This window comes from Lentzea atacamensis (assembly GCF_003269295.1).
Classification (GTDB): Bacteria; Actinomycetota; Actinomycetes; order Mycobacteriales; family Pseudonocardiaceae; genus Lentzea; species Lentzea atacamensis.
In genome coordinates this window covers 253,917-279,694 of the sequence record NZ_QLTT01000013.1, presented here as the reverse complement: position 1 = coordinate 279,694, position 25,778 = coordinate 253,917, and the positions used below count along the sequence as shown (strand labels likewise).

The following is a 25,778-nucleotide window of genomic DNA, read 5'->3' as shown; positions in this document are numbered from 1 at the left end:
CGGCCTCTCAGAGGCCCTTTGTCTTCCGGCTTGTGCCCCGCTCGTTCCGGTTTTGATTTCCGGCCCGTTCCGCGCTGGCAGAGAGAACATTACACCGGGGTGATTCGATCTCAAAATCGGGGGGTCACCTAGGCCCCGGCACCGCCGTTGACCTGCAGGTTCTCGACGCGGAACACCGGGTGGCGGTCGGCCTCCGCCTCGAACGCCGAGACCGGGTCACCGACGCGTGCGTCGAAGAAAGGCCTCGTCACCGGCTCCTTCCGCGCGTAAGCGGCCAGCACCGGCGCCGCGACGGCAGCGAAAACCTCCGTCAAACGCACTCGACGTGACCTGCGTCCCCTTCGCACAACCGCCTCGCCGGCGGCCCGTGCGTTGTGCACCCAGTCGCGAACGCCGTACGGCGCGACGAACCACTCCTGCCCGTCATGACGCATCAGCCTGATGGGGATCGTGCGCTCCACACCGCTGCGCCGCCCGCGGATGGACAGCAGCACGTAGTAGGAGGGTGCGATGCCGAGCTTCACGGCGCCACTGATGGCGACGTTGCCTACGCGGCGGACGAGGGTCGTGCGGTAGGTCTTGGCCACAACGTCAATCATGGACCTTGTGCTCGACGTGCTCGTGATCGGTGGTGGCCCGGCCGGCCGTGCCCTGGCCCGCGCCTGCGCGCAACAAGGCCTCGACACCGCGCTCGTCGACCGTCGTCCGCACCGCGTCTGGACTGCGACCTACGGCGCGTGGGCCGACGAGCTCCCACCCGACACCCCGGTTGCCGCGACAAGCACAGTGGTTCGCGCCTACGCGCGCGAGGAGCACCTGATTCCACGCACCTATGTCGTGCTCGACAACGCACGCCTCCATGAGCTGCCCGATGACGTGAAGGTGCTTCAACGCCCGACGGAAGCGCGCTACACGTTCAACGCCACCGGTGCGCGCAAGGGCCGCGCCGAGCAAACGGCGGTAGGTACGGTCATCGAGTCCGACAGCACCGAGACGACGTTGATGGACTGGCGCAACGGCGACACGTTCCTCTACACGGTCCCGCTCGGCGACAACGAGGTCCTCGTCGAGGAGACCTGCCTCGCCGGTCGGCCGGGGATGCCACTCAGCGAACTCCGCCGCAGACTCCACGCACGGCTGGAACCCGGCCAACGAGAGGAACGCGTCCGCTTCCCCCTCGACGCACCTCGGCACAAGGGCCTCGCGTTCGGCGCGTCAGCCGGCTTCATCCACCCCGCGACGGGCTACAGCGTCGCCACCTCACTGGCGCTCGCCCTAAAGGTCGCCGAGGCCGTCAAAGCCGGCGACGACCCGAAGCACGTCATCTGGTCCCGCAAAGCACGCGTCGTGCACGCCATGAGGCGGTTCGGCCTCGAGGTACTGCTCCGCCTGGACGCGGACGAGACCAGGGACTTCTTCGAGCTGTTCTTCCTGCTCCCGCCGGAGCTGCAGCGCGCCTACCTGTCCGGCCGCGAGGACGTACGCGGTACGTCCGCCGCGATGGCGAAACTGTTCCGCGCGGCACCGTGGCGCCTTCGCGCCAAGATGATGAACACCTGGTGAACCCTCTTGGAGCTGCGCGTTCGTCCCTGCACGATCTGAGACGTGCCCGCTTTGCTGGATGACGTCAGGTTCGCCTTCCAGCCGCTGTTCAACCTGAACACCGGGGGCGTCGTGGCGGTGGAGGCTCTGGCCCGGCCGCACGACGGCAGCGTGCAGGATCTCCTCCAGGCCGCCTTCCAGGCGGGACTGCTGACCAACGCCGATGTCGGACTCGCCTGCCGTGCCGTGCGCTCGGCAGCCGACCACGACCTGCTGCTGCCGTTGCACATCAACCTGCTCGCGATCACGGTCGCGGACAGGCCCGAGGTCATGAGCCCCCTCTACGGCGCGCTCAGGGATGCCCGGCGCACGCCGGACAGCATCGTCATCGAGGTCGGCGAGCCGTACTCGCGGGCCAACCGCGCCCGGCTCGCCCGCGGCCTCCAGACGTTGCGGAACAACGGCTTCCGCATCGCACTCGACTGCGTGGGCGAAGGCGACGTACCGCTCGGCCTTCTCACGAGTGCCTCGCCGGACTTCATCAAGCTCGACCGCGAGATCGTGCGCACGTTGCCCGACGACGCAGCGCGGTGTGCGCTCGTGCGGTCGTTGGTGCACCTCGGCGAGTACACGGGCGGTCAGGTCGTGGCCGAGGGTGTGGAGACCGAGGCGCAGCTGACGTACCTCCGCAAGCTGGGCGTGGGGCACGCGCAGGGCAACATGCTCGCGCCACCGCAGCGAAGACCAGCGGTGAACGCCCGCATCGCTCCAGAGGCTGTCACGGAGACCGGGGAGATCCGCAGGCACGCCGGCCCCAGGGTGACGGACTTCCTGCACCCCGCCACGACGTTGCCCGAACACGCCACGAGCGAGGAAGTGCGCGAGGTGCTGGCGAGCCAGCCGACGGTCACGGGCGTGGTGCTCGTCGACGACGAGGGGCGCCCGAAGTGGTCGGTGGACCGCAACCGGTTCCTGCTCGCGGTCACCGGGCCGTACGGGCACGCCCTGCACGCCAAGCGCGAGGCGGCGCGGCTCGCGGACAAGCCGCACATCATCGGCACCGAGGCGTCGGCGCTCGATCTGCTCGACGTGGTGACGCATGCGAACCGTGAGCGCACCAACGACGACCTCATCGTCGTGGACCACAACGAGCGGTGCATGGGTGTTGTGCGTGTTGCGGACGTGGTGCGTGGTGTTGCCGAGCTGAAGGTGGAGCAGGCGGCCGCGCTGAGCCCGCTCACGCGCCTGCCCGGCAGCGACGCGCTCGCTAAGGAGGTCGACCGGCGCATCGAGGCCGGCGAGATCTTCGCGGTGTCGTGGCTGGACGTCGACAGCTTCAAGCAGGTCAACGACACCGTCGGGTTCGCGGCCGGTGACGACCTGATCCGCGAGATCGGGCACGACCTGGCCGAGCTCGCGAACGCGTTTCCCGGCGTGCAGGTCGGGCACGTCGGCGGCGACGACTTCCTGATCCTCGCCGGGCTCGACGAAACGGTGCCGTTGTCCGCCCGTTTGCTCGACAAGCCGTACACGGCGGAGGGACGACACATCACCCTCTCTCTTGCGACCCTTATCTGTGCCGCGGGGTCAGTGGGGTCGTATCGCGAGGTGTCGCGGTTGCTGGCACCAGTCAAGGAACACGCGAAGTCGCTCACCGGGTCGAGCTGGGTCATGGGACGGCCGGGCAGCGAACGACGCGATGTGCTGAGGGGTGCCGCGCAACGCGCGGTGAGTTGAGAAGTACAACCAAACGCCTCCTGTGCGACGACCTGATCACTCATAGCATCGAGGTCGCTACTCAGCGCACAGGAGGTTCGGCGTGCAGGTCGGCAGCAGAACTCAATCGGTACCCGCGCAACGCACGAGCATCGACGGACTCCTCACCGTTGGGGTGGAAGAAGAATTCGTTCTCGTTGAAGCCTCCACCGGCCATTTGGCCAACCGCGCCAACGAAGTGCTCACCGGCGCCGACCGCTACGAGGTCGACCTGCAGCCGGAAATCGCGCAGTACCAGGTGGAATCGGCCAGCGGGATCTGCACGGACATGACCGCGCTGCGCGACGAGCTCGCGGTCGCGCGCCGGGCGTTGATCGAACGGGCTGCGCGCCACGACGCGCGACTGGTCGCGACCGGAACTCCCGTGCTGGGGCTGACGATGCCCACGCCGCTGACGGACTCCCCGCGCTATCACCGGATGGCGCAGGAGATGGGCGCGCTCACCAACGACCTCGCGATCTGCGGCTGTCACGTGCACATCGGGCTGCCGGACGACGAGTCGAAGATCTTCGTGAGCAACCACCTGAGGCCGTGGCTGCCGACATTGCTGGCACTCGGCGCCAATTCGCCGTACTGGCTCGACGACGACACGGGTTATGCGAGCTGGCGCTACGTGGTCTGGAACCGTTGGCCCACTTCGGGTGCGCCGCCGTACTTCGACTCCGCGGCCGACTACTGCGCGGCACGGGACGAGATCGTCGCGAGCGGTGCGGCGATGGACGCCGGGATGCTCTACTGGGACGTCCGGTTGTCCGCGCACCACCCCACGCTCGAACTGCGGGTGTCGGACGTCGCGCCGACGGTGGAGGAAGCCGTCCTGATGGCCGCTCTCGTGCGCGCGATCGCCTCCACCGCACTGAGTTCCGGTGCCGCGCCCGTACCGATCCCTCCGCACCTGCTGAAGGTCGCGATGTGGCGTGCCGCGCGCGATGGCCTGGAGGGCTTCGGCATCGACCCCGTGACGGCCTCGCCGACACCCGCGTCGGCGATCGCCGCGTCGTTGCTGCGGTGGGTGCGGCCCGCGCTGGAGTTCGCCGGGGACTACGAGATGGTCAGCGACGGCCTCGACCGGTTGCTGCTCGACGGCACGGGTGCGGCACGCCAGCGGAGGGCGTTCGCGCGGCGCGGAAGGCTGGACGACGTCGTGGGATTCCTTGTCGCGCAGACTTCACCGGTCTGACGAACCTCCAGGTGATGTTCACTCGATCGGGTACATCTCGGGTCGGCTTGGTGCCACTCCAAGCCTGGATCCGGTAGTTAGTCCCCGTGGCCACCCCCATCTGGGCACCGGGAGTGAACGGTCCGGAGAAACCCAACACCGCGCGAGTCAGGGACTACTGGCTCGGAGGCACCCACAACACGGAGGCCGACCAGGAGCTGGCGGCCCACCTCGTGTCCGCGGCGCCGCACCTGCCGTACCTGTGCCGGACCCACCGCGAGTTCCTGGGCAGGGTCGTCAGCCGGCTGACCAGGCTGGGGATCCGGCAGTTCATCGACCTGGGCTCCGGGCTGCCCACCTCGGCCAACGTGCACCTCGTCGCACCCGACGCGCGCGTGGTCTACGTGGACATCGATCCGGCGGTGGCGAGCCAGGGGCGCGAGATCATCGCGGACAACCCACAGGTCTCGTACCTCTGCGCGGATCTGTGTCAGCCGGAGAAGGTGCTGGACTCGCCGGAGGTCCGCACCACGCTGGACCTGTCGGAGCCGGTCGCCGTGCTGGTGCTGGACGTGCTGCACTTCGTCCCGGACAGCGCGGAACCGCACAAGGTGCTGGCCAAGTACATGGACGCGTTGGCACCCGGCAGCTACCTCGGGCTCTCGCACACGTGCCGCGACCCGTTCATGCTGGCCGCCGTGGGACTTTTCGGCTCGATGTACGGCGACCAGCCGTTGCCCACGTTCACCTTCCGGTACCCCGAGCAGGTCGTGCAGTTCTTCGACGGCATGGAGATCCTGTCGCCGGGGGTCGTGCCGATTCCGTTGTGGGAGCCCGATCCCGACGAGATCCCGGACCGCAATCCCGAGAACTTCCAGGGATGCGGCGGCCTGGCGCGCAAGATCTAGTGCCGCACTAGGCGAGCAGCGGGATCGCGGCCAGCACGATCGTCGACACCACGGCCATCGACATGCCGTAACGCAGCTGCTGCCTGGCAGTCGGCAGGTCGCGCGCGAGCAGGAACGCCGAGCACGCGGTGACGCCGACCGCCGCCCACATCAGGCCGAACCTGAACCACAGACCTCCGCCGACCAGCAGCAACCCGCCCACGGTCAGCTGGGTGGTCGCGTTGACCGCGTGTCTCGCGCCGTACAGGACAGCGGGTGTTCTGGACCCGACGTGGGCGTCGCCGGCGCGATCGGGGACCGCCCACCACAGCGCCCGGCCGGTCGCGAGTGCCGCGACACCGGAGAAGACGAGCCACACCGCCGGGTCTGCCCGGCCGCCGGCTGCCGAATAAGCCGTCACGGCCGGCAGCAGACCCGCGGCGATCGCCAGCACCACCGGGCCGGCATAGCCGCGCCGCTTCAACCTGACCGGTTCGAGGTTGTACGCCAGGTAGAGCACCAGGATCAGCCCGACACCGACCGCCACCCGCCACGACACGGCGATCGCCAGCGCCTGCGCGAAGATCATCTCGAAGATCGCCAGCGCGAGGACCCTGTCCGCGCCGATCTCCCGCACGGCCTGCGCGAGATGGCGCTTCTCCGCGCTGTGGACGTCGTTGCGGAGATCAGCGTAGGCGTTGAGCGGGTTGCCCGAGATGATCGCGACGAAGTTGGCCAGCACCGCGATCACGACGGCGAGGTCGAATCTCGTTGCGTAGCAGGCACCCCAGGCGGCACAGCACGCGTAGTGCACGCCGAAGGGGTGTTCCAGTCGGTGGAGGTGGGTCAGCGCCGGCAAGTGGCCACCATCGCGAGGCTCGGCGGTGGCGCCATCGCGGCGCCCCGCAACTGGGGTGTGCAGGAGCGGGGTGCGTTCAGCCTGATCCGCCGGTGCCGCAGCAGGGCGGTGACGATCATCCGGATCTCGGTGAGCGCCAGGTCCTTGCCGGGACAGTGGCGCACTCCCCCGCCGAACGGGAAGAACGCCCCGGGCGGTGGTGGTTTCCTGGACGGGTCGAAGGTGTGCGGGTTCTCGTACGTCGCGGCACGGCGGTGGGCCAGGTAGATGCTCGGGGTGATCACCATGCCGTCGTCGCTCATCCGGTTCCCCGCGAGCGTGGCCGGCGGGGACAGCCTGAGCGACTCGGTGATCGTGGCGTCGAGCAACGTCTCGTCGGTGAGCAGTTGTTCGGCCAGTCCCGGCGTGCGGTCGATCCAGTACACCGTCCAGGCGGTGGCGCTCGCCGTGGTCTCGTGACCGGCGAAGAGGAGCGAGACGATCTGGTCGCGCAGGTCGTCCGGTGGCAGGCAGGCCGCCAGTGCCGGTGGTTCGGCGGACCTGGCGCGCTGCAGGAGCAGCCGGTCGAGGTGCGGGTCGAACCTCGTGGTGCCGGGCGTGAAGCAGCGGTGGGCGAGGGTGCGGACCCTGCTGCCGAGGCGGCGGTCGAGCCAGCGGGTGAACGCGGTGAGCAGCTCGTCGTCGTCCACGCCGAAGATGATGCGGCCCATGATCCTGAGCGTGAGTTTCCGGGTCCAGCCGGCGAGGCTCACCGGGTCACCGCTCGGCAGCTCGGCCAGGGAGCGCTCGACCATCTCGCCGATCAGGTCGTGGTACCGGCTGCCGCGCAACACGGGTGCGAGGGTGCGGCGGTACGCGGTGTGCTCCTCGCCGTCGAGCCACAGCACGGAACGGTTGCCCAGCAACGGGCTCAGCGTGCGGCTGGGTGGGTGGCGCAAGGCGCGGTCGTGGCGGAACAGCGCGGCCATCACGTCCGGGTGCCAGACGAGCCAGCGCCGGTCCCTGAGCTTGACCAGGCCGTCCTCGAAGTCCCCCACCGCGTCCAGGAACCCGATGAGCTGCAACGCGAACCTCAGCTCGGTGCGGTTCACCGGCACACCACGCACGCGAGGTGGAGCGCCGCCATGCCCTCTGCCCGGACGATTCTCGTTGGGGTGTAAAGGTCTTTGTCGTGCCACAGCGGCGGGTGCTCGCGGTCTCCCCAGTGCTGCATGAACTTCGCGCCGCGGGTCACCGCCTTGCTGACGTCCCGGTGTGAGTGCGACAGGATTCTGATGGCGTAGGCCGTCTCCTCGTAGGTGCCTTCCCACCTGCCCCACGAGCCGTCGTGCCGTTGTGTCCGCAGCACCCAGTCGACAGCCTTTTCGTCGCCTCGCAAGGCGTTCGTGACGCACGCGGTCGCGTAGTAGGGCGAGGCGTGCCACTTGTCCCGCCAGAAGCCTTCTGGTTCCTGCATGTCTCGCAGCCACTCCTCCAGTTGCCGGTCGTGGCCGAGTGCCTGGAGCGCGTGGGCGTTCGTGCTGGTCGACGGGGTGCGCTCGTGCGGGAAGCAGGCGAAGTGGCGGGCTTCCCGGTAGCGCAGGAGGGCTTCCACAGAGCGAGGGCTGTCGCACAATGCGAGCGCGTGCAGTGCGGTGGCGGTGTCGTCGGCGTCGGCGGGGAGTCCTGGCCCGCCGGCCGCGCCTTCCCTGCCGAACGCGGCTTTGATCTGCTCGACCATCGGGTCGGGGACGTCGAGCCCTGCGGACTTCAGGGCGACGATGATCCAGGTACGTTCGAACAGGGGGACCGGAACACCAGCGGGAACGGGACCTCGGTGCCTGCGCTGGACGGCTTCGAGGTAGTCGAGGCCGGGACCGGGTCTGGGGCCTCGCAGCTGGACGGCGGTGGCGGCGGGACTGGCGGCGACGATGCCGCCGACGGAGGTGACCTCGGGACGGGGACCGAAGATTTCCAGCGTGTGCCAGAGCTTTTCCGGCAGCGGACGCCGTCTCAGCGCGTGCAGCGGGCGCGGGTCGAGCGGCGTGCGCAGGCCGAGTCTCTCGGCGAGCGCGGGCACGATGAGCTCGACCGCGACGGTGTCCGGCAGCTTGAGCGGCAAGCTGAGCAGCCTGCGCAGCGCTTGAAGACCTCTGCGTGCGGCCGGGTGCCCCTGGAGAGCGTCGACGGCACTGAGCGTCGGAACCAGCGCGTACTCACCGGGCCCGCCCCAAGTGCCGTCGGGGTGCTGACTGTCGAGGAGGAAACGGACTCTGGCTTCGTGGCCGGTCAGCCACGGTGCCAGCGCGACGAGCCTGCCGGTCTCGTACACAGACGGTGTAACGCCACTCCAGGGATCGTCGGTCAGTTCCGCTAACAGGTCCATCGCGGCCCCCGGAGATAGCAACTGCGTAACCGTAGGACCACAGAGAGTAGCACTCTGGGCCGTTGAGCCCGCAAGGCTTTAGGCCGTTCAGAGGACCACACTGCAGGGTGGTTTAGCCGGGCGGATCCTGAGGAAAGGAGGTGGGTCATGACAACAGCGCGCGAAATCATGCATCCCGGCGTCCGCTGCGTCGACTCCGACGCGAGCCTCGTCGAGGCCGCCCGCATGATGCGGGATCTCGACGTCGGATCACTGCCGATCTGCGACTCCGAGGACCGGCTGCGCGGCATCATCACCGACCGCGACATCGTGATCAGGGCAGTCGCCGCAGGACTCGATCTGGCCACCACCCGCTGCGGTGAGTTCGGCGGCCACGTCCACTGGGTCGACGTGGAGGACTCGCTGGAGCACGTGCTGCAGACGATGGAGGAGAACCAGATCCGGCGCGTGCCGGTGATCGAGAACGACCAGCTGGTCGGGATGGTGTCCGAGGCCGATCTGGCGAGGCACCTGCCGGAGGAGCAGCTGGCGGAGTTCGTGGAGCGGGTCTACGCCTGAACGCCGTGTTCGAGGTAGCGGGTCTCTTGCAGTTCCCGGGCTCGCAGCGCTTGCGTGATCCGGCGCGCGAGTCTGGGGACCAGACGTTGTCCGGCCTGCTCCGGCGTCACGAACTCGTACGACCTGAGCTCGGCTGCCTGGAGGCGGATCTCGTGCGCGTCGGTGATCGTGCCGCCGTCGAAGACGAACAGGATGCGGTCCTCGTCGTTGTGCGGGGCCCAGTCGACGACCAGGAGCCGGCCGGGTTCTCGTTGCAGGCCAAGCTCCTCCTCGACCTCGCGGCGGCAGGCTTCGACCGGGGTCTCGCCCTGCTCGACCGCGCCGCCCGGGATCTCCCAGTTCGGCTTGTAGGTCGGTTCCACGAGCAGGACGCGGCCCGTCTCGTCGAAGAACAGGGCGCCGGCCGCGGAGATCGCTCTGCTGGTCACAGCTCCCTTTGTACTTGCCCGCCTGGCGGGAAGCGTGGTCGTCCGGCCAGGTTTCGAACCTGGGACCCTCTGTTTGTAAGACAGATGCTCTTCCCCTGAGCTACCGGACGTTGGTCGTCCCGCCAGGACTTGAACCTGGGACCTACCGCGTATCAGACGGACGCTCTCTCCAGCTGAGCTACGGGACGGGTGGAAGACGAGGGTGTCGAACCCTCCACGGCGATCTTGCAAGGATCGTCTGCGCACCGGCGCGTCCCCCGATGCAGTTGTTGGTTGGTGCCGTGCCCCCACCAGGATTCGAACCTGGACTGGACGCGTTCTGAGCGCGTTGCCTCTCCCGTTGGGCTACGAGGGCGTGCGGATCCGGGGAGTCGAACCCCGACTGTCATGGCCCTCAACCATGTGCCTCTACCAGTTGGGCTAGATCCACTTCCTGCGAGCGGCCGGAGGGCATCGAACCCTCTGCTTCGGTTTGGAAGACCGACGTGTCCGCCGAGTTCACCACGACCGCGTGGGTATTCAGTTGTGCAGCACCGACGGAAGGAGTCGAACCCTCGGGAAACGGGTTTGGAATCCGTTCCGCTTCCGAAGCTCGTCGGCATTTGTTTTGTGCAAAAAGAAAACCGCCCAGGTTTCCCGTGGGCGGCTCCGAGGTCATGACCTGGGGATCAGGTCATGGCGTGGAGCCCCACGCCAGCGCCAGCAGACCGCCGGCGACGAGGGCGAGAATTCGCCATCCCGCGAGTTCGGCCTTGGCAAGCATGTCTTCCTCCGGTTGATCTCTGTCTGTCGTGATGGGATCAAGTTATGCGACGGCCGGACGGCCGTGCAACGCATTTAATCGTTGTTCCAGATGGTGGTTCCCGAGCTGGATCCGCAGTGTCTGGTTCGATGGTGACCATGACGAGGAACCGTCCGGGCTTCGGTGCGCGCCACCTGGGCCTGACCGAGCTGCTGGCGTGCCACGAGCCCGCCGCCACCGGCGAGGTGTCCTGGCAGGGAGGCGCGATACCGCTGCGGGTCAGTGCCTACACCGCCCCGGCCGAGCTGCCCGAGGAGCTGGTCACCTCGGTGCGGTGCGTCGTGCAGGTCGGCGAGCTGATCGTCTTCTGCGAGAACGTCGATGGCGTCCATCCCCTGCCCGGTGGCCGGCGACACGCAGGCGAGTCCTACGCGGACACGGCGGCGCGCGAAGTGCATGAGGAGACCGGGTGGTTGCTCGACCGCGACACGCTCCGCCCGCTGGGGTGGCTGCACCTCGAACATCTCACTCCGCGACGCCCTGACGACCCGTCTCCCCACCCGGATCTGCTCCAGGTCGTCTTCGCCGGCGCCGCGACCGAGCGGGACGGCGGAGCTGACGTCGCGTGGGTCGACACCGACGGACACGAGCAGAGTTCCAGCCTGGTCAGCCTCGGCGAGGCACTGGTGCGGACCTCGAACGACCTGCTGGCGCGAACGTTCCTCGAGCAGATCCGGACCTGAACGACGAACGGCGCGCACCCGCGGGATGCGCGCCGTTTCCGAGACCAAGCCTCAGACGGTGAAGCCGAGCGCCCTCAGCTGCTCGCGACCGTCGTCGGTGATCTTCTCCGGACCCCACGGCGGCATCCACACCCAGTTGATGCGGAAGTCCTTCACCAGGCCGCCGCCGGCGCCGCCGGTCAGGGCGGCCTTCGTCTGGTCCTCGATGACGTCGGTCAGCGGGCAGGCCGCCGACGTGAGCGTCATGTCGATGGTGGCGATGTTCTCCTCGTCGACGCGGATGTCGTAGACGAGGCCCAGGTCCACGACGTTGATGCCGAGTTCCGGGTCGACGACGTCGCGCATCGCCTCTTCCACGTCGTCCAGTGCGGCGACGTCAGCCTTGGGCTCGAAGACCGGCATGCCTTCGGCTCCCCGGACGACTTCTTCGGTGCTCATGCTGCTCCCTGGCTTCGTGCGACTGCGTCCTTGAACGCCATCCAGCCCAGCAGCGCGCACTTCACGCGCGCCGGGTACTTTGCGACACCGGCGAAGGCGATGCCGTCTTCCAGGACGTCCTCGTCGGGCTCCACCTGGCCGCGGCCCTGCATGAGCTCGACGAACGCGTCCATCTTCTCGAACGCCTCGCCCACGGGCTTACCCACGACGAGGTCGGTCAACACGGACGTCGAGGCCTGGCTGATCGAGCAGCCCTGGCCGTCGTAGGAGACGTCCTGGACCACGTCGTCGACGACGTGCACGCGCAACGTCACCTCGTCGCCGCAGGTCGGGTTGACCTGGAACGACTCGGCGTCGTAGGGCGAGCGCAGGCCTCGGCCGTGCGGATTCTTGTAGTGGTCCAGGATGATCTCCTGGTACATCTGCTGGAGCTGCATCTCAGGCCACCCCGAAGAACTTCTGCGCCTCGCGGACGCCGTCGACCAGTGCGTCGACCTCGTCCAGCGTGTTGTACAGGTAGAACGACGCGCGCACCGAGGACTGGGCGTTCAGGCAGCGGTGCAGCGGCCACGCGCAGTGGTGGCCGACGCGGACCGCGATGCCCAGGCTGTCCAGCACCTGGCCGGCGTCGTGCGGGTGGACGCCCTCGATCTCGAACGGCACGGCGCCGCCACGGTCGACCGCGTCCTGCGGGCCGATCAGGCGGACACCCGGGATCGCGCCGAGACCTTCGAGCGCCGCCACGGTCAGCGCGTGCTCGTGGGCGTGGACGCGTTCCATGCCCACTACCGAGAGGTAGTCCACCGCCGCGCCCAGACCGACGGCCTGGGACGTCATCGGCGAACCGGCCTCGAACCGCTGCGGCGGCGGCGCGAACGTCGAGCCCTCCATGCGCACCAGCTCGATCATCGAGCCGCCGGTGATGAAGGGAGGCAACGCCTCCAGCAGCCCACGACGTCCATAAAGGACACCGATGCCGGACGGGCCGAGCATCTTGTGGCCGGAGAACGACGCGAAGTCGACGCCGAGCCGGTGGAAGTCGACCGGGCCGTGCGGGACGGACTGGCACGCGTCCAGCACCGTCAGCGCGCCGACCTTCTGCGCAGCCGCGACGAGGACGTCGACCGGGTTGATCACGCCGGTCACGTTCGACTGGTGCGTGAAGGCCACCACGCGGGTGCGCGGCGTGATCACGCTGTCCACATCGGACAGGTCGAGACGAGCGTCCGGGGTCAGCCTGAACCATTTCAGCGTGGCGCCGGTGCGCTGGGCGAGCTGCTGCCACGGCACCAGGTTCGCGTGGTGCTCCATCTCGGTCACGACGATCTCGTCGCCGGGACCGACGACGAAACGCGCGGCCTCGGGGCCGGACGTGGCGGCGTTGCCCATCGCGTACGCCACGAGGTTGAAGCCCTCGGTGGCGTTCTTGGTGAACACCAGTTCGCCGAAGTCGGCGCCGACGAAGTCCGCGATGCGCTGACGCGCACCCTCGTACGCGTCGGTCGCTTCCTCCGCGAGCTGGTGGGCGCCCCTGTGCACAGCCGCGTTGTGCTGCTGCAGGAACGCCTTCTCGGCGTCCAGAACCTGCGTCGGGCGTTGCGAGGTGGCGCCGGAGTCCAGGTAGACCAGGCGCTTCCCGTCACGAACGGTGCGAGACAGGATCGGGAAGTCCGCTCGGAGAGCGGTTACATCCAGTGGTGCTGCGGTGGTGGTCACAGCGCCTCCTCTCAACACCTAGTAACGTCAGGAAAGGGCAGCAGCTTCCGACTTGCCGGTGTACTTCACGTAACCCTCGGCCTCGAGCTGGTCGGCGAGTTCGCGGCCACCGGACTCGACGATGCGGCCGTTGGCGAAGACGTGTACGAAGTCCGGCTCGATGTACTTGAGGATCCGGGTGTAGTGCGTGATCAGCATGACGCCGACCTCACCGGAGGCCTTGTAGCGGTTGACGCCCTCGGACACGACGCGCAGCGCGTCGACGTCCAGGCCGGAGTCGGTCTCGTCGAGGATCGCGACCTTCGGCTGGAGCAGGCCCAGCTGCAGGATCTCGTGGCGCTTCTTCTCACCGCCGGAGAAGCCCTCGTTCACCGAGCGCTCGGCGAACGCCGGGTCGATGTCGAGGTCGGACATCGCGGCCTTGACCTCCTTGACCCAGTGGCGCAGGGCCGGGGCCTCGCCGCGCACGGCGGTGGCGGCGGTGCGGAGGAAGTTCGACATCGAGACGCCGGGCACCTCGACCGGGTACTGCATCGCGAGGAACAGGCCCGCGCGGGCGCGCTCGTCGACGGACATCTCCAGCACGTCCTCGCCGTCGAGCGTGACGGTGCCCGAGGTGATCGTGTACTTCGGGTGACCGGCGATCGCGTACGACAGCGTGGACTTGCCGGAGCCGTTGGGGCCCATGATGGCGTGGGTCTCGCCCGCCTTGATCGTCAGGTCGACGCCCTTGAGGATCTCCTTGGGGGCGTCCTCGCTGACGACCGAGACGTGCAGGTCCTTGATCTCAAGCGTGGCCATGACTAGCGCTTCTCCTGGTGGTCTAACTAAGTCAGTTCGTGGTGACGGTGACGTCGACGAACACGTCGCCGTCACGGATGTCGACGGCGTAGACGTCGACCGGTTCGGTCGCGGGCAGCGAGGAGGGCTTGCCGGTCTCCAGGTCGAAGCACGACCCGTGCAACCAGCACTCGATCCCCTTGCGGGAGACCTCGCCCTCGCTCAACGACACCGCCGCGTGCGAGCACTCATCGGCCAGCGCGTGCACCCGCTCGCCGTTGCGCACCAAGACGATCGACACGTCGTCGACCTCGGTGGCGAACGGCTTGCGGTCGTCCAGATCGGACAGTGCACACACGCGAATCACGCCCCTACCGCCTCGAGCTCTGCCTCGATGGCGGCCTCGAGGCGCTCGCGCACCTCGGGCACGGCGATCTTCGCGATCAGCTCCTGGAAGAAGCCGCGCACGACGAGACGGCGTGCCTGCTCCTCCGGGATGCCGCGCGCCTGCAGGTAGAACAGCTGCTCGTCGTCGAACCGGCCGGTGGCGCTGGCGTGGCCCGCGCCCTCGATCTCGCCGGTCTCGATCTCCAGGTTCGGCACCGAGTCGGCACGCGCACCATCGGTGAGGATCAGGTTCCGGTTCAGCTCGAACGTCTCGGTGCCCTCGGCCGCCACGCGGATCAGCACGTCGCCGATCCACACCGCGTGCGCGCCCTCGCCCTGCAGCGCGCCCTTGTAGACGACGTTGCTGCGGCAGTTCGGCTGCCCGTGGTCGATGAACGGCCGGTGCTCCTGGTGCTGTCCCGCGTCCGCGAAGTACAGACCGAACAGCTCCGCGTCGCCGCCGCGGCCCGCGTACTGCACGACCGGGGTGACGCGGACGACGTCGCCGCCCAGGGTCACGACCGTGTGCCGCAGGGTCGCGTCACGACCGAGCTTCATGTGGTGCTGCGAGACGTGCACGGCGTCGTCGGCCCAGTCGTGGATGGTGATCACCGTGAGGTGCGCACCGTCCGCGACGAGGAACTCGATGTTGTCCGCGTACGCGCCGGAACCGCGGAAGTCCAGGATCACGGTGCCCTCGGCGAACTGCGAGGCCTTGACCTGGATGTGGCCGTACGCGACGGCGCCCGCGCCGGGGCCGGTCACCGTGACGGTGGTCGGCTCGGACTTCGCGTCACCGGGCAGCGTCACGACGGTGGCGTTCTCGAACGACGAGTACGCCTGCGCCGCGACGCGGTCACCGGGAACGCCGGCGGTGCCGAGCCGCGAGTCGTCACGACCCACGGTCTCGACGGTGACACCGGCAGCGGCGTTCACCTCAACGGCAGTGGAACCCGTTGCCGCAGCGCCGGAGTGCAGACCGGCAAGACGCTTGAGAGGCGTGAAACGCCAGATCTCCTCACGACCGCCCGGCACCTCGAACGCGTTCACGTCGTAGGACGTGAAGTGCTCCGCGCGCGAGGTGACCGGAACGACAGCACCGTGGGAGTGAGGTTGAGTCGACAGGGCGGCCATGTCAGCCGACGGCCCCTTCCATCTGCAGTTCGATCAGGCGGTTCAGTTCGAGGGCGTACTCCATGGGGAGCTCGCGCGCGATGGGCTCGACGAACCCGCGCACGATCATCGCCATGGCCTCGTCCTCGTTGAGGCCGCGCGACATCAGGTAGAACAGCTGGTCCTCGGAGACCTTCGAGACCGTGGCCTCGTGACCCATCTGCACGTCGTCCTCGCGGACGTCGACGTACGGGTAGGTGTCCGACCGGCTGATGGTGTCGACCAGCAGCGCGTCGCACTTCACCGTCGACTTCGAGTGGTGCGCCCGCTTGTTGACCTGGACCAGGCCGCGGTACGACGTGCGGCCACCGCCACGCGCCACCGACTTCGACACGATGGTCGAGGAGGTGTGCGGCGCCAGGTGGACCATCTTCGCGCCGGCGTCCTGGTGCTGGCCCTCGCCCGCGAACGCGATCGAGAGGACCTCGCCCTTGGCGTGCTCGCCCATCAGGAAGACGGCCGGGTACTTCATGGTCACCTTGGAGCCGATGTTGCCGTCGACCCACTCCATGGTCGCGCCCTCTTCGGCCTTGGCGCGCTTGGTGACCAGGTTGTAGACGTTGTTCGACCAGTTCTGGATCGTCGTGTAGCGGCAGCGGCCGCCCTTCTTCACGATGATCTCGACGACCGCGGAGTGCAGCGAGTCGGACGAGTAGATCGGCGCGGTGCAGCCCTCGACGTAGTGCACGTAGGCACCCTCGTCGACGATGATCAGCGTGCGCTCGAACTGGCCCATGTTCTCGGTGTTGATCCGGAAGTAGGCCTGCAGCGGGATGTCCACGTGCACGCCCTTCGGCACGTAGATGAACGAGCCGCCGGACCAGGTCGCGGAGTTCAGCGCGGAGAACTTGTTGTCGCCGGCCGGGATGACCGAGCCGAAGTACTCCTTGAAGAGCTCCGGGTGCTCACGCAGACCCGAGTCGGTGTCGAGGAAGATGACACCCTGCGCCTCCAGGTCCTCGCGGATCTGGTGGTACACGACCTCGGACTCGTACTGAGCCGCGACACCGGCGACGAGGCGCTGCTTCTCAGCCTCGGGGATGCCCAGCCGGTCGTAGGTGTTCTTGATGTCCTCTGGCAGGTCTTCCCAGCTCTGGGCCTGCTTCTCGGTGGAACGCACGAAGTACTTGATCGAGTCGAAGTCGATCCCAGAGAGGTCGGCGCCCCAGTTCGGCATCGGCTTGAGGTCGAAGAGCTTGAGCGCCTTCAACCGGTACTCGAGCATCCACTCGGGCTCGTCCTTCTTCGCCGAGATGTCGCGAACGACGTCCTCGCTGAGGCCTCGGCGGGCGCTCGCGCCGGCGACGTCGGAGTCGGCCCAGCCGAACTCGTAGTTGCCGAGAGACGCGATGGTCTCTTCCTGCGTGAGCGGAGACTGCACCGTGGTGGGCGTGCGCTGCTCGGCAGCGGCAGTCATGCGGGCTCCCCTCCATCATCTGGGCTGTGCTTTCCGGCGGAGCCGGGGGACCTGGGTTGAACGTTCGGGATGTGCGTCGTGCACACGGCATGGCCGCTTGCGATCGTCGCGAGGCGCTGAACATGAGAACCGAGGAGGTTCGCGAAAGCTTCCGTCTCGGTCTCGCACAGCTGGGGGAACTCAGCCGCCACGTGGGCTACCGGGCAGTGGTGCTGGCACAACTGCTCGCCCACCCCTACGTGACGTGCCGACGCAGCGTAGCCCTCCCTGGTCAGCGCGGTCGCAAGGGCCTTGGCCCGTTCGGCGGGTGTGGCCTGGGCCACGATCGCCGTCCGGTGCCGGTCCACGAGCGCGTCGACACGGCTCTGCGCGAAGGCGCGCACAGCCTCTTCCCCACCCGTCTGGGCGAGGAACCTGATCGCGGCGACCGCGAGGTCGTCGTAGGCGTGGCCGAACCGGGCGCGTCCGGCGTCAGTCAGCAGGAAGAGCTTCGCGGGACGGCCACGACCGCGTTGGGTCTGGCGCGGAGCGTCCCTCGTGGTCGCCTCGCCGTCCGCGAGCAGTGCGTCGATGTGACGGCGCACGGCCGTGGGGCTGATGCCCAGTTCCTCGGCGATGCTCGCCGCGGTGACCGGGCCCTGCTCCAGCAGGAGCCTGGCGACGGCACGCCGAGTCTTGCCGTCGTGCTGTTGCACGGCGTCAAGGTGGGTCTCGGCGTTTTTCACAACACCAGTGTTGCGTATTTAGCCTGAGGTCGCAAAGATCGCGGTCACAGGGTGACCTGACTCACGGCTGAACGTGGCTGGATACGCTGCCCGCATGCCCACTTCCGGCGGAGCAGTGACTCCGGAGAGCGACCTCTTGAACGGTCGAGAGCGTCGTGAGCTGGACATCGTCCGTCGCTGGGGCACCATCGGAGCGCTCCTGCTGACCGTCGGATCGCTCGGCGGCGGTGCCGCGCCCATCTACTCGCCGCTGTACGGCGTGCCCGTCCTCGGGCTTTTCTCGAGGATGCCCAGTGTCGCGATGGGGGTCGTCTGGACCGGCATCTTCATGATCGTCTCGGCCTGGCTGGCGCTGGGACGGTTCGTGCGGCCGGGACGCCCGCGCCTGGTCTCGCGCAGCCAGATGGACCGCACGCTGCTGATGTGGACCGTGCCGCTGGTCTTCTGCGTGCCGATGTTCTCGCGCGACGTGTACTCGTACCTGGCGCAGAGCGAGATCGCGGCGCGCGGGCTCGACCCGTACGAGCTGGGCCCGGCGAACGCGCTCGGCGTCGACCACATCCTCACGCGCGGTGTCCCGAACATCTGGCGCGAGACGCCCGCGCCGTACGGCCCGCTGTTCCTCGCGTTCGGCCGGATCACCGCGATGATCACCGGCGACCACGTCGTGTCCGGCGTGTTCGTGCACCGGCTGCTGGTGCTGTGCGGCCTGGCGATGATCGTGTGGGCGCTGCCGCGCCTGGCCGCCCGCTTCGGCGTGCCGCCGGTCGGCGCGTTGTGGCTGGGCGCGCTGAACCCGCTGGTGCTGTTCCACATCGTCATCGGCGTGCACAACGACGGCCTGGCCCTCGGCCTGATGCTGGTCGGCCTGGAGCTGGCGATGCGCGGGCTGGAACCGCTGAAGTGGTCGTGGATCACGCTGGGCGCCGCGATCATCGTGTGCGGCGCGATGGTGAAGATCCCCGCGATGGCCGCGCTCGGTTTCCTCGGCGTGCTGGTGGCGCGCAAGCTCGGCGGGCAGATCAAGCACCTGGCCCTGGTGGCCGGGATCATGGCGCTGATAGCCGGGGCCGGCGTGGTGGTGATCTGTCTCGGCACCGGGTTCGGCTTCGGGTGGATCGAGACGCTGAACGTCGCCTCGACCGTGAAGTCCTGGATGTCACCGCCGACCGCGCTCGGCTTCATGGGCGCCGGCACGGGAATCATGCTCGGCCTCGGCAACCACACCGAGGCGATGATCGCGCTGACCCGGCTGCTGGGGCAGGGCGTGTCGGTCGTGATCACGGTGGTCCTGCTGTGGCGCAGCTTCAAGGGCCGGATCAAGGCGATGAACGGCCTGGGCGCGTCGCTCGGCGCGATCCTGGTGCTCGGACCGGTGCTGCAGCCCTGGTACGTGCTGTGGGCGGCGCTTCCGCTCGCCACGGCCGTGGTCGGGCCCAAGTTCAGGACGTTCGCCATGGTGACGTCGGCGATCATCGCGGTGATCCTGCCGCCGACCGGGTCCGCGTTCGACGGGCGGGCTTACACGGTGCCGCAGGCGGTCGCGGGGGCGGTGATCACGTTCGCGGTGTGCGTTCTGATCGCGCGGAAGCGGGTCGGGCCGTTCCTCAAGTCCGACCCGGCCTGACGGACCGGGTCGGCAACCCGTTTGAGGCAACCGGGCCAGTAACCACATCCCTTCGGCGGACGACTACCTCGGCAGGGGAAGATCGAAGCCGGAGGGGGTGATGCGGCATGACCGAGCAACCCATGTCGCGCGAAGAGGTCCGGTTCGCCGTTGTGCTCAACGGGGGCGTCAGTCTGGCCGTCTGGATGGGCGGCGTCGTGCTCGAGCTGGACCGTCTGACCAGGCCGGGGACCACGTACCAGCCGCTGCTCGACCTCGTGGGCTGCACCGCGAGAGCAGACGTCATCGCCGGCACCTCGGCGGGCGGCATCAACGGGGCCGCGCTGGCGTTGTCGCAGGTCAACAAGCAGGCGGATCTGAGCAGGCTGCGGGATCTGTGGGCCGAGCAGGGGCGGATGGAACAGCTGCTCAGGACGCCGTTCCGGGGTGAGCCGGCGAGCCTGCTCAAGGGCGACGAGTTCTTCCTGCCGAGGCTTCAGGAAGCGCTGGCGCGGCTGACCAGCGACTTCGAGCCCACCGAGCCCGACGAGCGTCCGATCGACCTCAGGATCACCACCACGCTGCTGGGTGGCGTCCCCAACATCACCTACGACGACCTGGGACAGCCGCTGACCCAGTCGGTGCACCAGGGGTCGTTCTCGTTCCGCCGCGACCCCTACGCGTGGGTGTCCGAGGAGACCAGGGACGACTTCGCCGCGGACACGCTCAACGACCGCGTCCTGCAGCTCGCGCTCGCCGCCAGGAGCAGCGCCAGCTTTCCGTTCGCGTTCGAGCCGAGCTTCATCCCCGTCGGTGGCCAGGCCTCGCCGGACCGCCCGGACATGGGCGACGTCGCGAGCTGGGCCAACGGTGGCGACCGGAGCAGGTTCGCGGTCGACGGCGGCGTGCTGGTCAACACACCGACGAGGGAAGCACTCGAAGCCATCGACCGGATGCCCGCGGACGGGCCTGTGCGGCGGGTGATGCTGCTGGTCTTCCCGCACGCCGAACCGCTGGGCTCCGAGCCGCAGGCGGACACCGCCGACAAGGCGATGACGACGGTCAGTTCCGGCGCCAAGTTGCTGAGCGCCATGTCCAGCCAGGCCAACCGCACGTACGTCGAGAAGATCGAGGAGCACAACCGGCGCGCCGCGAGCAGCAGGGGCGGCCGGATGGCGTTGCTGGAGCGGTTGCACGCGGGCGGGGAGAACGTCGTCGACGAGGTGTACTCGTTGGCGGACAAGCTCTTCGGTCACTACGAGGACGTCGAGATCCGGCTTGCGGCACGGCAGCTCACCGCCCAGCAGTTCGCTCTGCCCAAGGGAAATCCGGCCAACTGGTCGTTCGAACGGGTGCGGCGGGCCGCGGAGACGGCGCAGCGCAAGTGGAAGAAGAAGCACGGCGTGCTGCCGTACGTGCCGGGGATGAAGCTGCCGAGCACCGTGTGCCGTGCGGACCTCGGCTGGGAGTGGGGCATCACGATGGCCGAACGCCTTGGCGCGTCGGCACTCGACCTGCTCAAGCGGATCGTGTGGGTGGCGCCGGACGGTCAGGCCGACGAGATCGCCAAGACCCGGCGCGAACTGCACCAGGTGCGCGCGGAACTGCGCAGGCTGCGCGGCGAGCTGTTCGCGTGGCAGCCGTCCGAGTCGCTCGGTGAGACGTACTGGACCGGCCGGCTCGCGAGCTACCACGAGAAGATGATCGACGGGCAGCTCGGCCTGAAGGTCAAGGCGCAGGTCGCGGAGATCGGCCGGATCGTCGGCGAGGCCACGCAGGTCATCGGCGGCCTCGACGCGCACCGGCTCAAGCTCGGCGGGCTCGGTTGCTGGCACGCGCTCCTCGCCACCGAGCCGACGGCGCAGGAGGCCGGGCTGAGCGACGGCGAGCGGTGGCTGAGCCGCCTGCTCGCGCTGGAGGTCGCCGGCACCTGCCTGTCCGACGACGCCTCGACCGGTCTGGACACCCCGGTCGAGCTGGTGCAGGTGTCGCTGCAGACACGCAACGCGTTCGCGCGGCAGTCGATCACGGCCGACGACAAGGCGGGCGGGGCGTCGCTGTCGCGGTTCTCCGGTTTCCTCAAGCGGTCGTGGCGGGTCAACGACTGGATCTGGGGCCGGCTCGACGGCGCCACGATGCTGTGCCGGGTGCTGTTCGACCCGCGGCGGCTGCGCAGGATGGACATGCTCGGGCGGCCGGAAGGCGACCAGCGCACGCCGGAGGAGCGCGCGGCGGCCGTCGTCGGCGAGGTCGTCGAGGCGATGTTCGGGCCGGAGCTGCCCGTGCAGGTCGCGCGGTGCGCCGAGGAGGCGAAGAAGGAACTGCAGGGCATCTACGAGGCGGACCACGAGCTGTCGCCGTCGTCGATGAAGCTCGCCGAACTGGCGGCGTGGGGTCTGCACTGGCGGATCATCTGCGAGGAGCTGCCCCGGCTCAGGGCCGCGATCATCGCCGACCGCGGTGACGGCGCGGACAAGCGCTCACGGGGCGAGCTCTTCCTCGAAGAGCACGCGGACCTGCTCCGGCGGCTGGAGTATCCGCAGGAGCACACGGTCACGCTGGGCATGGCGGCCCTCGACGCCTTCGACCGCGCCGGCATCGGCCGCGAACCGCTGACGCAGGAAGCCGCGTCGGACCAGATGATCCGCACGGCCGCGACCGCCGCCGCGGTGGCGGTGACGGTCGCCGACTCCGAACGAGCGGGGCTCGCCGCGGTCCGGCCGGTCACCCGCACGATCAGAGGCGCGGCGCTGCTGCCCTACTGGACGATCACCGGGCTCACCAGAGGCGGAAAGCTCGCCCAGTTCCTGGGGTTGCTCGGCCTCGCGGTCGGTGGCGCGCTGGTCGTGATGGCGTTGTTCGGCATGCTGCCGGCGTGGGCGGCGGGACCGGGCGCCGCGATCGGCGCGGCCTCGCTGCTGGCCGCCTTCGGTTACGCCGCACTGCGTTCCGGCACGATGCTGCACGGACTGGTGCTGCTCTCACCGGTGATCCCGTTGGTGGCCACAGCCGTCGACCGGCTGCCCGGCGACCGCGCGGAGATCAACACCGGCACCGTCACGGTGACGGGCGTGGCACTGGTCGTCACGGCGTTGCTCGTCCTGGGTTCGCTACCGGCACCGATCCGCACACCGCTCGCGGTGCTGGCCGACTTCCGGCCGATGCAGTTCGTGAAGCGCCGCTGGAAGCAGGCGGCGGTGCTGCTCGCGGCGGCAGGACTGGTCTGGGCTATCTGGCGGTTCGAGCTGCACACCGAGCCGTGGCTGGTGATCCCGACGTCCGTCCTGTGTGGAGCGTTCGGGATCTGGATGGCGCTGTCCGGCGGCAAGTCGCTGCAGCGCTGGCGCCGGGTCGAGGGCGAGTGGGGCACGGAACGAGCAGAGCCGCCCGCTGCCGCGACGGCGGGCTGGGCCGTGGTCTACGGCATCGGCTACCTCGCGCTCGCCGACGTCCTGCTCGTCATCGGGCCGAGCGGGTGGGGCTGGCAGGCGGTGATCGGCACGGCGCTGGCGTTCGGCCTGACGCTGCTGCTGATCACGTCCTGGTACGTGCCCCGCGCGGAGCGCCGCCGGATCCGGCGTCAGCTCGTCAGCGAGGCGATTCCGGCGATCTACCCGGAGGACTGCGACATCGCGGAGACGTTGCGCGAACGGCTGGAGGGCCACGCCTCGCTCTACCGGTTCCTCATCGAGGGACAGGGCGAGCACCCCTCGACGCTCGCCCTGTCCCGCACCGGACTGGTTGTCGCGCAACGGATCGAGCAGAAGCTCAGGCAGCCAGCGCGATGATCGGCGCGGTACGGCCCATCGCCCGCGCGTAGAGACCTTCGAAGCGCTCCAGGGTGGCCGCCAGCGCGTGGTGAGAGATGATCTCGCTGCTCGCGGCGCCCATCCTGGCGCGCATCGGGGCGTCGTGGACCAGCGTGTGCAGGCGCTGGGCCAGCTGGTTCACGTCACCGGGCTCGAACAGCCAGCCGTTGCGGCCGGGGTGCACGAGGTGCGGCAGCGCCATGGCGTTCGCGGCGATCACCGGCTTGCCCGCGGCCATCGCCTCCATCGTGGCGAGGCTCTGCAGCTCGGCGACGCCAGGCATGACGAAGAGGTCGGCACGGGCGTAGGCGTCGAGCAGGTCGTCCTCGGACACGAAGCCGTGGAACTTCACGCGGTCGGTGATGTCCAGGTCGCGGGCCAGCAGCTCCCACTCGGAGCGGCAGGTGCCGTCACCGACGATCTCACCGAACGCGCTGGGCACGCGGGCCAGTGCGCGCAGGAACTCGTCGACGCGCTTCTCCTCGTCCAGGCGCCCGACGAACAACGCGGTCGGCCGGTCGTTGTGCGTGACCTCGCGCTGGTAGCGGGAGATGTCGATGCCGCACGACACGGGCACCGCACGTTCGGGGAAACCGCTCTCGTGCAACAGCTGCACGGCACGCGGCGTCGGCGCGGTGACGACGTCGGCCCGGCCGAACACGCGCGCCAGGTCGCGGTAGGCGAGCTTGCGCGCCATGCCCTGCAGGAACGCCGGCACGTGCGCGTGGCTGAACAGGTTCTCCGGCATGAAGTGGTTCGTGGCGAGCGTGGGAATGCCCTGAGCGACGGCGGAGTTCAGGACGAACCGGCCCACCACGAAGTGCGCCTGGACGTGCACGACGTCCGGCTTGAGCGATGTGATCAGCTCGTCGGCCTCCTTGGACGCCTGCCACGGCAGGCAGAACCGGAAGTCCGGGTAGAACGGCAGCCGGTGCGACCGGAGCCGGTGCACCGTCACACCGTCGATCTCGGTGGCCTTGGGCGAGTCCGGGGCGATGACGTGGACGTCGTGCCCGCGGGACGCGAGGCCCGTGGCGAGGCGCTGGGCGAACCGCGCCGCTCCGTTGACGTCCGGCGGGAACGTGTCGGCGGCGATGACGACGCGCAGCGCGCTGGAGGTGTTCACGGGAAGCTCCGATCGAGTAGAGACGCGAGGTTGACGAGCGAGGGCGAACACACCGCTGGCTGCGGCGAGCGCGCAGGCGATCAGCGCGGCACCGGTCCACAGGGACAGGTGCGAGGCCTCGCCGAGGAGGAAGGCGCCGATGCCGACCGCGACCAGCGGATCCACCACGGTCAGGCAGGCGACGGCGAGATGAGGGGGCCCGCCGGCGTAGGCGTGCTGGACCAGCCAGCCGCCGACGGCGAGCGAGAGTGCGATGCCGAGCACGGACGCGACGTGTGAGAGCCCGAACCCGCCCTGCTGCACCGACTGCGAGACGGCGCGCATGAGCACGGACACGTAGCCGTACGCGACGCCACCGGCCGATGCGAATGCCACGGCACGAGTGCGCGCGTTCGTCGTGAGCGCGGCGACCACCCCAGGCACCGCGATCGCGCCGAGGACCACGAAGCCGGCCGTGAGTTCGGCATCCGGTGCGATCTGGGTCGCAGTCGCACTGCCGGATGCGAGGAACACGAACGCACCGACGCCCACGGTGGTGAGCAAGATCGCCGGCAGCTCGCGGAAGCGGCGGTCCAGCAAAGCGGTCATCCCGATCGCGAGCACGCCGATCGGCTGGACGACGGTGAGCGGCGCCATGCCGAGCGCGGCCGCGTGCACCCCGGCTCCGGCGATGAGCAGGGCGAGCCCGCCGAGCCAGCGCGGCTGCCTGAGCACGCTCGCCCGCGCACCGGTCTCGGCGACCGCGTCGTGCTGCAGGCGGGCGGCGAGCGCGAAGCACACGGCGCCGAACACGGCGAGCGTGATGGCCATCATGGTCATGTCGTGCGCCTCACCTGTAGTGCCGCGATGGCGAAAAGGAGTCCGTAAAGCGACGCGAACAAAACGCGTTCGGTCAGCCCGCGCGCCTCGAAACCGGCGAACGAAACGTGGCTGACCAAAAACGCCGCGCTCGACACGCTTGCCGTTATTGCGATACCGAACAGAGCCGGAAACTGACGGGCGATGAGCACACCGGCGGCGGGCAACGCCACGAACATGACCGCTCCGGCGTACCGGTGGATGTAGCCGGACAACGACGTCGGTGCTCCTGTGGGGTCGGTGGGAAAGATCGTCGACACGGTCAGGCCCGCCGACCAGATGCCGATCAGCCACTGCGCTGACCTGCCTACACCCCGCAGGTTGACGGCGAGCAACGCCGAGACGGCCGCGAGGCTAAGCGAAGTTGCCGCGAGCCATCCGGTGCCGTTCGCCACGAACACGTAGTCGCTGATGACGTCCGTGATGGGGTTCAACTGCCCTGCCGACACCACATGCAGGTAGAAAATCGGAACCAGTGAGAACACCAGCCCCCCGACCACCAGTCCCCGTCTGTCCGCCCCCGTCTTGAGCACGACAAAAGTCTCTTGCGATCTCGTTGATCAACCAATGGGGAACTCCCCCGAGCGAACCCTGAGGTGTCCCTGAGTCCCCGGGGTAGGGCCAGCCCCACCTTTTTCAGCCGTCCTTCAGGAAACGGCGGCGAGACCTGCCTTCGAGCGGATT

Annotated in this window: 23 protein-coding genes and 5 tRNA genes; 8 read left to right on the top strand and 20 right to left on the bottom strand. The window is 68.8% G+C overall.

Features of this window, described 5'->3' with window-relative positions:
- Positions 1–128: 128 nt before the first annotated feature.
- A complete protein-coding gene (locus tag C8D87_RS41450; protein WP_233442532.1) occupies positions 129–599 on the bottom strand; it encodes a nitroreductase/quinone reductase family protein in 471 nt (156 codons plus the stop codon).
- Between C8D87_RS41450 and C8D87_RS41445 the strand changes: the two genes are divergently transcribed.
- The 4 genes from C8D87_RS41445 (at position 598) to C8D87_RS41430 (ending at position 5,385) form a co-directional block, all read left to right on the top strand.
- A complete protein-coding gene (locus C8D87_RS41445; protein WP_112231711.1) occupies positions 598–1,563 on the top strand; it encodes a lycopene cyclase family protein in 966 nt (321 codons plus the stop codon). The two genes, C8D87_RS41450 and C8D87_RS41445, sit on opposite strands and share 2 nt — an antisense overlap.
- Positions 1,564–1,605: 42 nt before the next feature.
- On the top strand, positions 1,606–3,279 hold the full coding sequence (locus C8D87_RS41440; RefSeq protein WP_112231709.1) for a GGDEF domain-containing protein: 1,674 nt from the start codon (positions 1,606–1,608) through the stop codon (positions 3,277–3,279).
- 154 nt (positions 3,280–3,433) lie between these two features.
- Positions 3,434–4,498, top strand: coding sequence for a carboxylate-amine ligase (locus C8D87_RS41435; protein ID WP_233442531.1), 1,065 nt, complete (start codon positions 3,434–3,436; stop codon positions 4,496–4,498).
- 86 nt (positions 4,499–4,584) lie between these two features.
- A complete protein-coding gene (locus C8D87_RS41430) occupies positions 4,585–5,385 on the top strand; it encodes an SAM-dependent methyltransferase (RefSeq protein ID WP_112231705.1) in 801 nt (266 codons plus the stop codon).
- A 7-nt stretch (positions 5,386–5,392) separates the two neighbouring features.
- Here C8D87_RS41430 and C8D87_RS41425 read toward each other — a convergent pair whose 3' ends face one another.
- The 3 genes from C8D87_RS41425 to C8D87_RS41415 are packed head-to-tail and all read right to left on the bottom strand — an operon-like array spanning position 5,393 to position 8,534.
- Positions 5,393–6,223, bottom strand: coding sequence for a UbiA prenyltransferase family protein (locus C8D87_RS41425; protein ID WP_170166766.1), 831 nt, complete (start codon positions 6,221–6,223; stop codon positions 5,393–5,395).
- Positions 6,211–7,314: a cytochrome P450 gene (locus C8D87_RS41420; protein ID WP_112231756.1), complete on the bottom strand. Its 1,104-nt coding sequence runs from the start codon at positions 7,312–7,314 to the stop codon at positions 6,211–6,213. The genes C8D87_RS41425 and C8D87_RS41420 overlap by 13 nt, the downstream gene beginning before the upstream one ends.
- Entirely contained in the window at positions 7,311–8,534 is a 1,224-nt protein-coding gene (locus C8D87_RS41415; protein WP_215732633.1) for a prenyltransferase/squalene oxidase repeat-containing protein, read from the bottom strand. Before C8D87_RS41415 ends, C8D87_RS41420 begins: the two co-directional genes overlap by 4 nt.
- Before the next feature lie 201 nt (positions 8,535–8,735).
- Here C8D87_RS41415 and C8D87_RS41410 point away from each other — a divergent pair, with 201 nt between their 5' ends.
- Positions 8,736–9,146: a CBS domain-containing protein gene (locus C8D87_RS41410; RefSeq protein ID WP_112231699.1), complete on the top strand. Its 411-nt coding sequence runs from the start codon at positions 8,736–8,738 to the stop codon at positions 9,144–9,146.
- On the opposite strand, the gene C8D87_RS41405 is transcribed toward C8D87_RS41410, so the two are convergent.
- The 6 genes from C8D87_RS41405 to C8D87_RS41380 form a co-directional block, all read right to left on the bottom strand.
- On the bottom strand, positions 9,137–9,574 hold the full coding sequence (locus C8D87_RS41405) for an NUDIX domain-containing protein (protein ID WP_112231697.1): 438 nt from the start codon (positions 9,572–9,574) through the stop codon (positions 9,137–9,139). The genes C8D87_RS41410 and C8D87_RS41405 overlap by 10 nt on opposite strands.
- Before the next feature lie 35 nt (positions 9,575–9,609).
- Positions 9,610–9,684, bottom strand: a tRNA-Val gene (locus C8D87_RS41400).
- A gap of 1 nt (position 9,685) precedes the next feature.
- Positions 9,686–9,762, bottom strand: a tRNA-Ile gene (locus C8D87_RS41395).
- Between the two features lie 94 nt (positions 9,763–9,856).
- Positions 9,857–9,929 (bottom strand) — tRNA-Leu (locus C8D87_RS41390).
- A gap of 1 nt (position 9,930) precedes the next feature.
- A tRNA-Leu gene (locus C8D87_RS41385) sits at positions 9,931–10,004 on the bottom strand.
- Between the two features lie 8 nt (positions 10,005–10,012).
- Positions 10,013–10,085, bottom strand: a tRNA-Gly gene (locus tag C8D87_RS41380).
- 389 nt (positions 10,086–10,474) lie between these two features.
- Here C8D87_RS41380 and C8D87_RS41375 point away from each other — a divergent pair.
- A complete protein-coding gene (locus C8D87_RS41375) occupies positions 10,475–11,059 on the top strand; it encodes an NUDIX hydrolase (protein ID WP_112231755.1) in 585 nt (194 codons plus the stop codon).
- 51 nt (positions 11,060–11,110) lie between these two features.
- Here the strand turns inward: C8D87_RS41375 and C8D87_RS41370 are convergent, their stop codons facing one another.
- From C8D87_RS41370 to C8D87_RS41335, 8 genes are read right to left on the bottom strand one after another with little or no spacing between them, the layout of a single operon-like run.
- Positions 11,111–11,497, bottom strand: coding sequence for a metal-sulfur cluster assembly factor (locus C8D87_RS41370; protein ID WP_109637914.1), 387 nt, complete (start codon positions 11,495–11,497; stop codon positions 11,111–11,113).
- Entirely contained in the window at positions 11,494–11,934 is a 441-nt protein-coding gene (gene sufU / locus C8D87_RS41365) for a Fe-S cluster assembly sulfur transfer protein SufU (protein WP_109637913.1), read from the bottom strand. Before sufU ends, C8D87_RS41370 begins: the two co-directional genes overlap by 4 nt.
- 1 nt (position 11,935) lies before the next feature.
- Positions 11,936–13,213 carry a cysteine desulfurase gene (locus C8D87_RS41360; RefSeq protein ID WP_112231695.1) on the bottom strand — a complete coding sequence of 426 codons (1,278 nt, stop codon included), beginning with the start codon at positions 13,211–13,213 and terminating at the stop codon, positions 11,936–11,938.
- A gap of 27 nt (positions 13,214–13,240) precedes the next feature.
- Positions 13,241–14,014 carry a Fe-S cluster assembly ATPase SufC gene (sufC, locus tag C8D87_RS41355; protein WP_109637911.1) on the bottom strand — a complete coding sequence of 258 codons (774 nt, stop codon included), beginning with the start codon at positions 14,012–14,014 and terminating at the stop codon, positions 13,241–13,243.
- Between the two features lie 31 nt (positions 14,015–14,045).
- The gene (locus tag C8D87_RS41350) at positions 14,046–14,360 is read right to left on the bottom strand and encodes a non-heme iron oxygenase ferredoxin subunit (RefSeq protein WP_109637910.1); all 315 of its coding nucleotides are present in this window, start codon (positions 14,358–14,360) and stop codon (positions 14,046–14,048) included.
- Positions 14,357–15,514: a Fe-S cluster assembly protein SufD gene (gene sufD, locus C8D87_RS41345; RefSeq protein WP_109637909.1), complete on the bottom strand. Its 1,158-nt coding sequence runs from the start codon at positions 15,512–15,514 to the stop codon at positions 14,357–14,359. Before sufD ends, C8D87_RS41350 begins: the two co-directional genes overlap by 4 nt.
- Before the next feature lies 1 nt (position 15,515).
- Positions 15,516–16,970, bottom strand: coding sequence for a Fe-S cluster assembly protein SufB (sufB, locus tag C8D87_RS41340; RefSeq protein ID WP_109637908.1), 1,455 nt, complete (start codon positions 16,968–16,970; stop codon positions 15,516–15,518).
- Positions 16,967–17,665 carry a helix-turn-helix transcriptional regulator gene (locus C8D87_RS41335; RefSeq protein WP_233439634.1) on the bottom strand — a complete coding sequence of 233 codons (699 nt, stop codon included), beginning with the start codon at positions 17,663–17,665 and terminating at the stop codon, positions 16,967–16,969. Before C8D87_RS41335 ends, sufB begins: the two co-directional genes overlap by 4 nt.
- Before the next feature lie 124 nt (positions 17,666–17,789).
- Here C8D87_RS41335 and mptB point away from each other — a divergent pair, with 124 nt between their 5' ends.
- Together mptB and C8D87_RS41325 are read left to right on the top strand one after the other, a co-directional pair.
- Positions 17,790–19,322: a polyprenol phosphomannose-dependent alpha 1,6 mannosyltransferase MptB gene (gene mptB, locus C8D87_RS41330; protein WP_112231693.1), complete on the top strand. Its 1,533-nt coding sequence runs from the start codon at positions 17,790–17,792 to the stop codon at positions 19,320–19,322.
- Between the two features lie 107 nt (positions 19,323–19,429).
- Positions 19,430–23,089, top strand: coding sequence for a patatin-like protein (locus C8D87_RS41325; protein WP_112231691.1), 3,660 nt, complete (start codon positions 19,430–19,432; stop codon positions 23,087–23,089).
- Here C8D87_RS41325 and C8D87_RS41320 read toward each other — a convergent pair.
- Both C8D87_RS41320 and C8D87_RS41315 read right to left on the bottom strand, forming a co-directional pair.
- Positions 23,070–25,055: a glycosyltransferase gene (locus C8D87_RS41320; RefSeq protein ID WP_112231689.1), complete on the bottom strand. Its 1,986-nt coding sequence runs from the start codon at positions 25,053–25,055 to the stop codon at positions 23,070–23,072. The genes C8D87_RS41325 and C8D87_RS41320 overlap by 20 nt on opposite strands.
- On the bottom strand, positions 25,052–25,627 hold the full coding sequence (locus tag C8D87_RS41315; RefSeq protein WP_112231687.1) for a DUF998 domain-containing protein: 576 nt from the start codon (positions 25,625–25,627) through the stop codon (positions 25,052–25,054). Before C8D87_RS41315 ends, C8D87_RS41320 begins: the two co-directional genes overlap by 4 nt.
- Between the last annotated feature and the right edge of the window lie 151 nt (positions 25,628–25,778).

Bases quoted from the DNA above. Each gene is read 5' to 3' on its own strand.
- sufC (WP_109637911.1), bottom strand. From the start codon at position 14,014: ATGGCCACGCTTGAGATCAAGGACCTGCACGTCTCGGTCGTCAGCGAG.
- C8D87_RS41410 (WP_112231699.1), top strand. From the start codon at position 8,736: ATGACAACAGCGCGCGAAATCATGCATCCCGGCGTCCGCTGCGTCGAC.
- sufD (WP_109637909.1), bottom strand. From the start codon at position 15,514: ATGGCCGCCCTGTCGACTCAACCTCACTCCCACGGTGCTGTCGTTCCG.
- C8D87_RS41325 (WP_112231691.1), top strand. From the start codon at position 19,430: ATGACCGAGCAACCCATGTCGCGCGAAGAGGTCCGGTTCGCCGTTGTG.
- C8D87_RS41450 (WP_233442532.1), bottom strand. From the start codon at position 599: ATGATTGACGTTGTGGCCAAGACCTACCGCACGACCCTCGTCCGCCGC.
- C8D87_RS41375 (WP_112231755.1), top strand. From the start codon at position 10,475: ATGACGAGGAACCGTCCGGGCTTCGGTGCGCGCCACCTGGGCCTGACC.
- C8D87_RS41320 (WP_112231689.1), bottom strand. From the start codon at position 25,055: ATGACCATGATGGCCATCACGCTCGCCGTGTTCGGCGCCGTGTGCTTC.
- C8D87_RS41370 (WP_109637914.1), bottom strand. From the start codon at position 11,497: ATGAGCACCGAAGAAGTCGTCCGGGGAGCCGAAGGCATGCCGGTCTTC.
- C8D87_RS41445 (WP_112231711.1), top strand. From the start codon at position 598: ATGGACCTTGTGCTCGACGTGCTCGTGATCGGTGGTGGCCCGGCCGGC.
- sufB (WP_109637908.1), bottom strand. From the start codon at position 16,970: ATGACTGCCGCTGCCGAGCAGCGCACGCCCACCACGGTGCAGTCTCCG.
- sufU (WP_109637913.1), bottom strand. From the start codon at position 11,934: ATGCAGCTCCAGCAGATGTACCAGGAGATCATCCTGGACCACTACAAG.
- mptB (WP_112231693.1), top strand. From the start codon at position 17,790: ATGCCCACTTCCGGCGGAGCAGTGACTCCGGAGAGCGACCTCTTGAAC.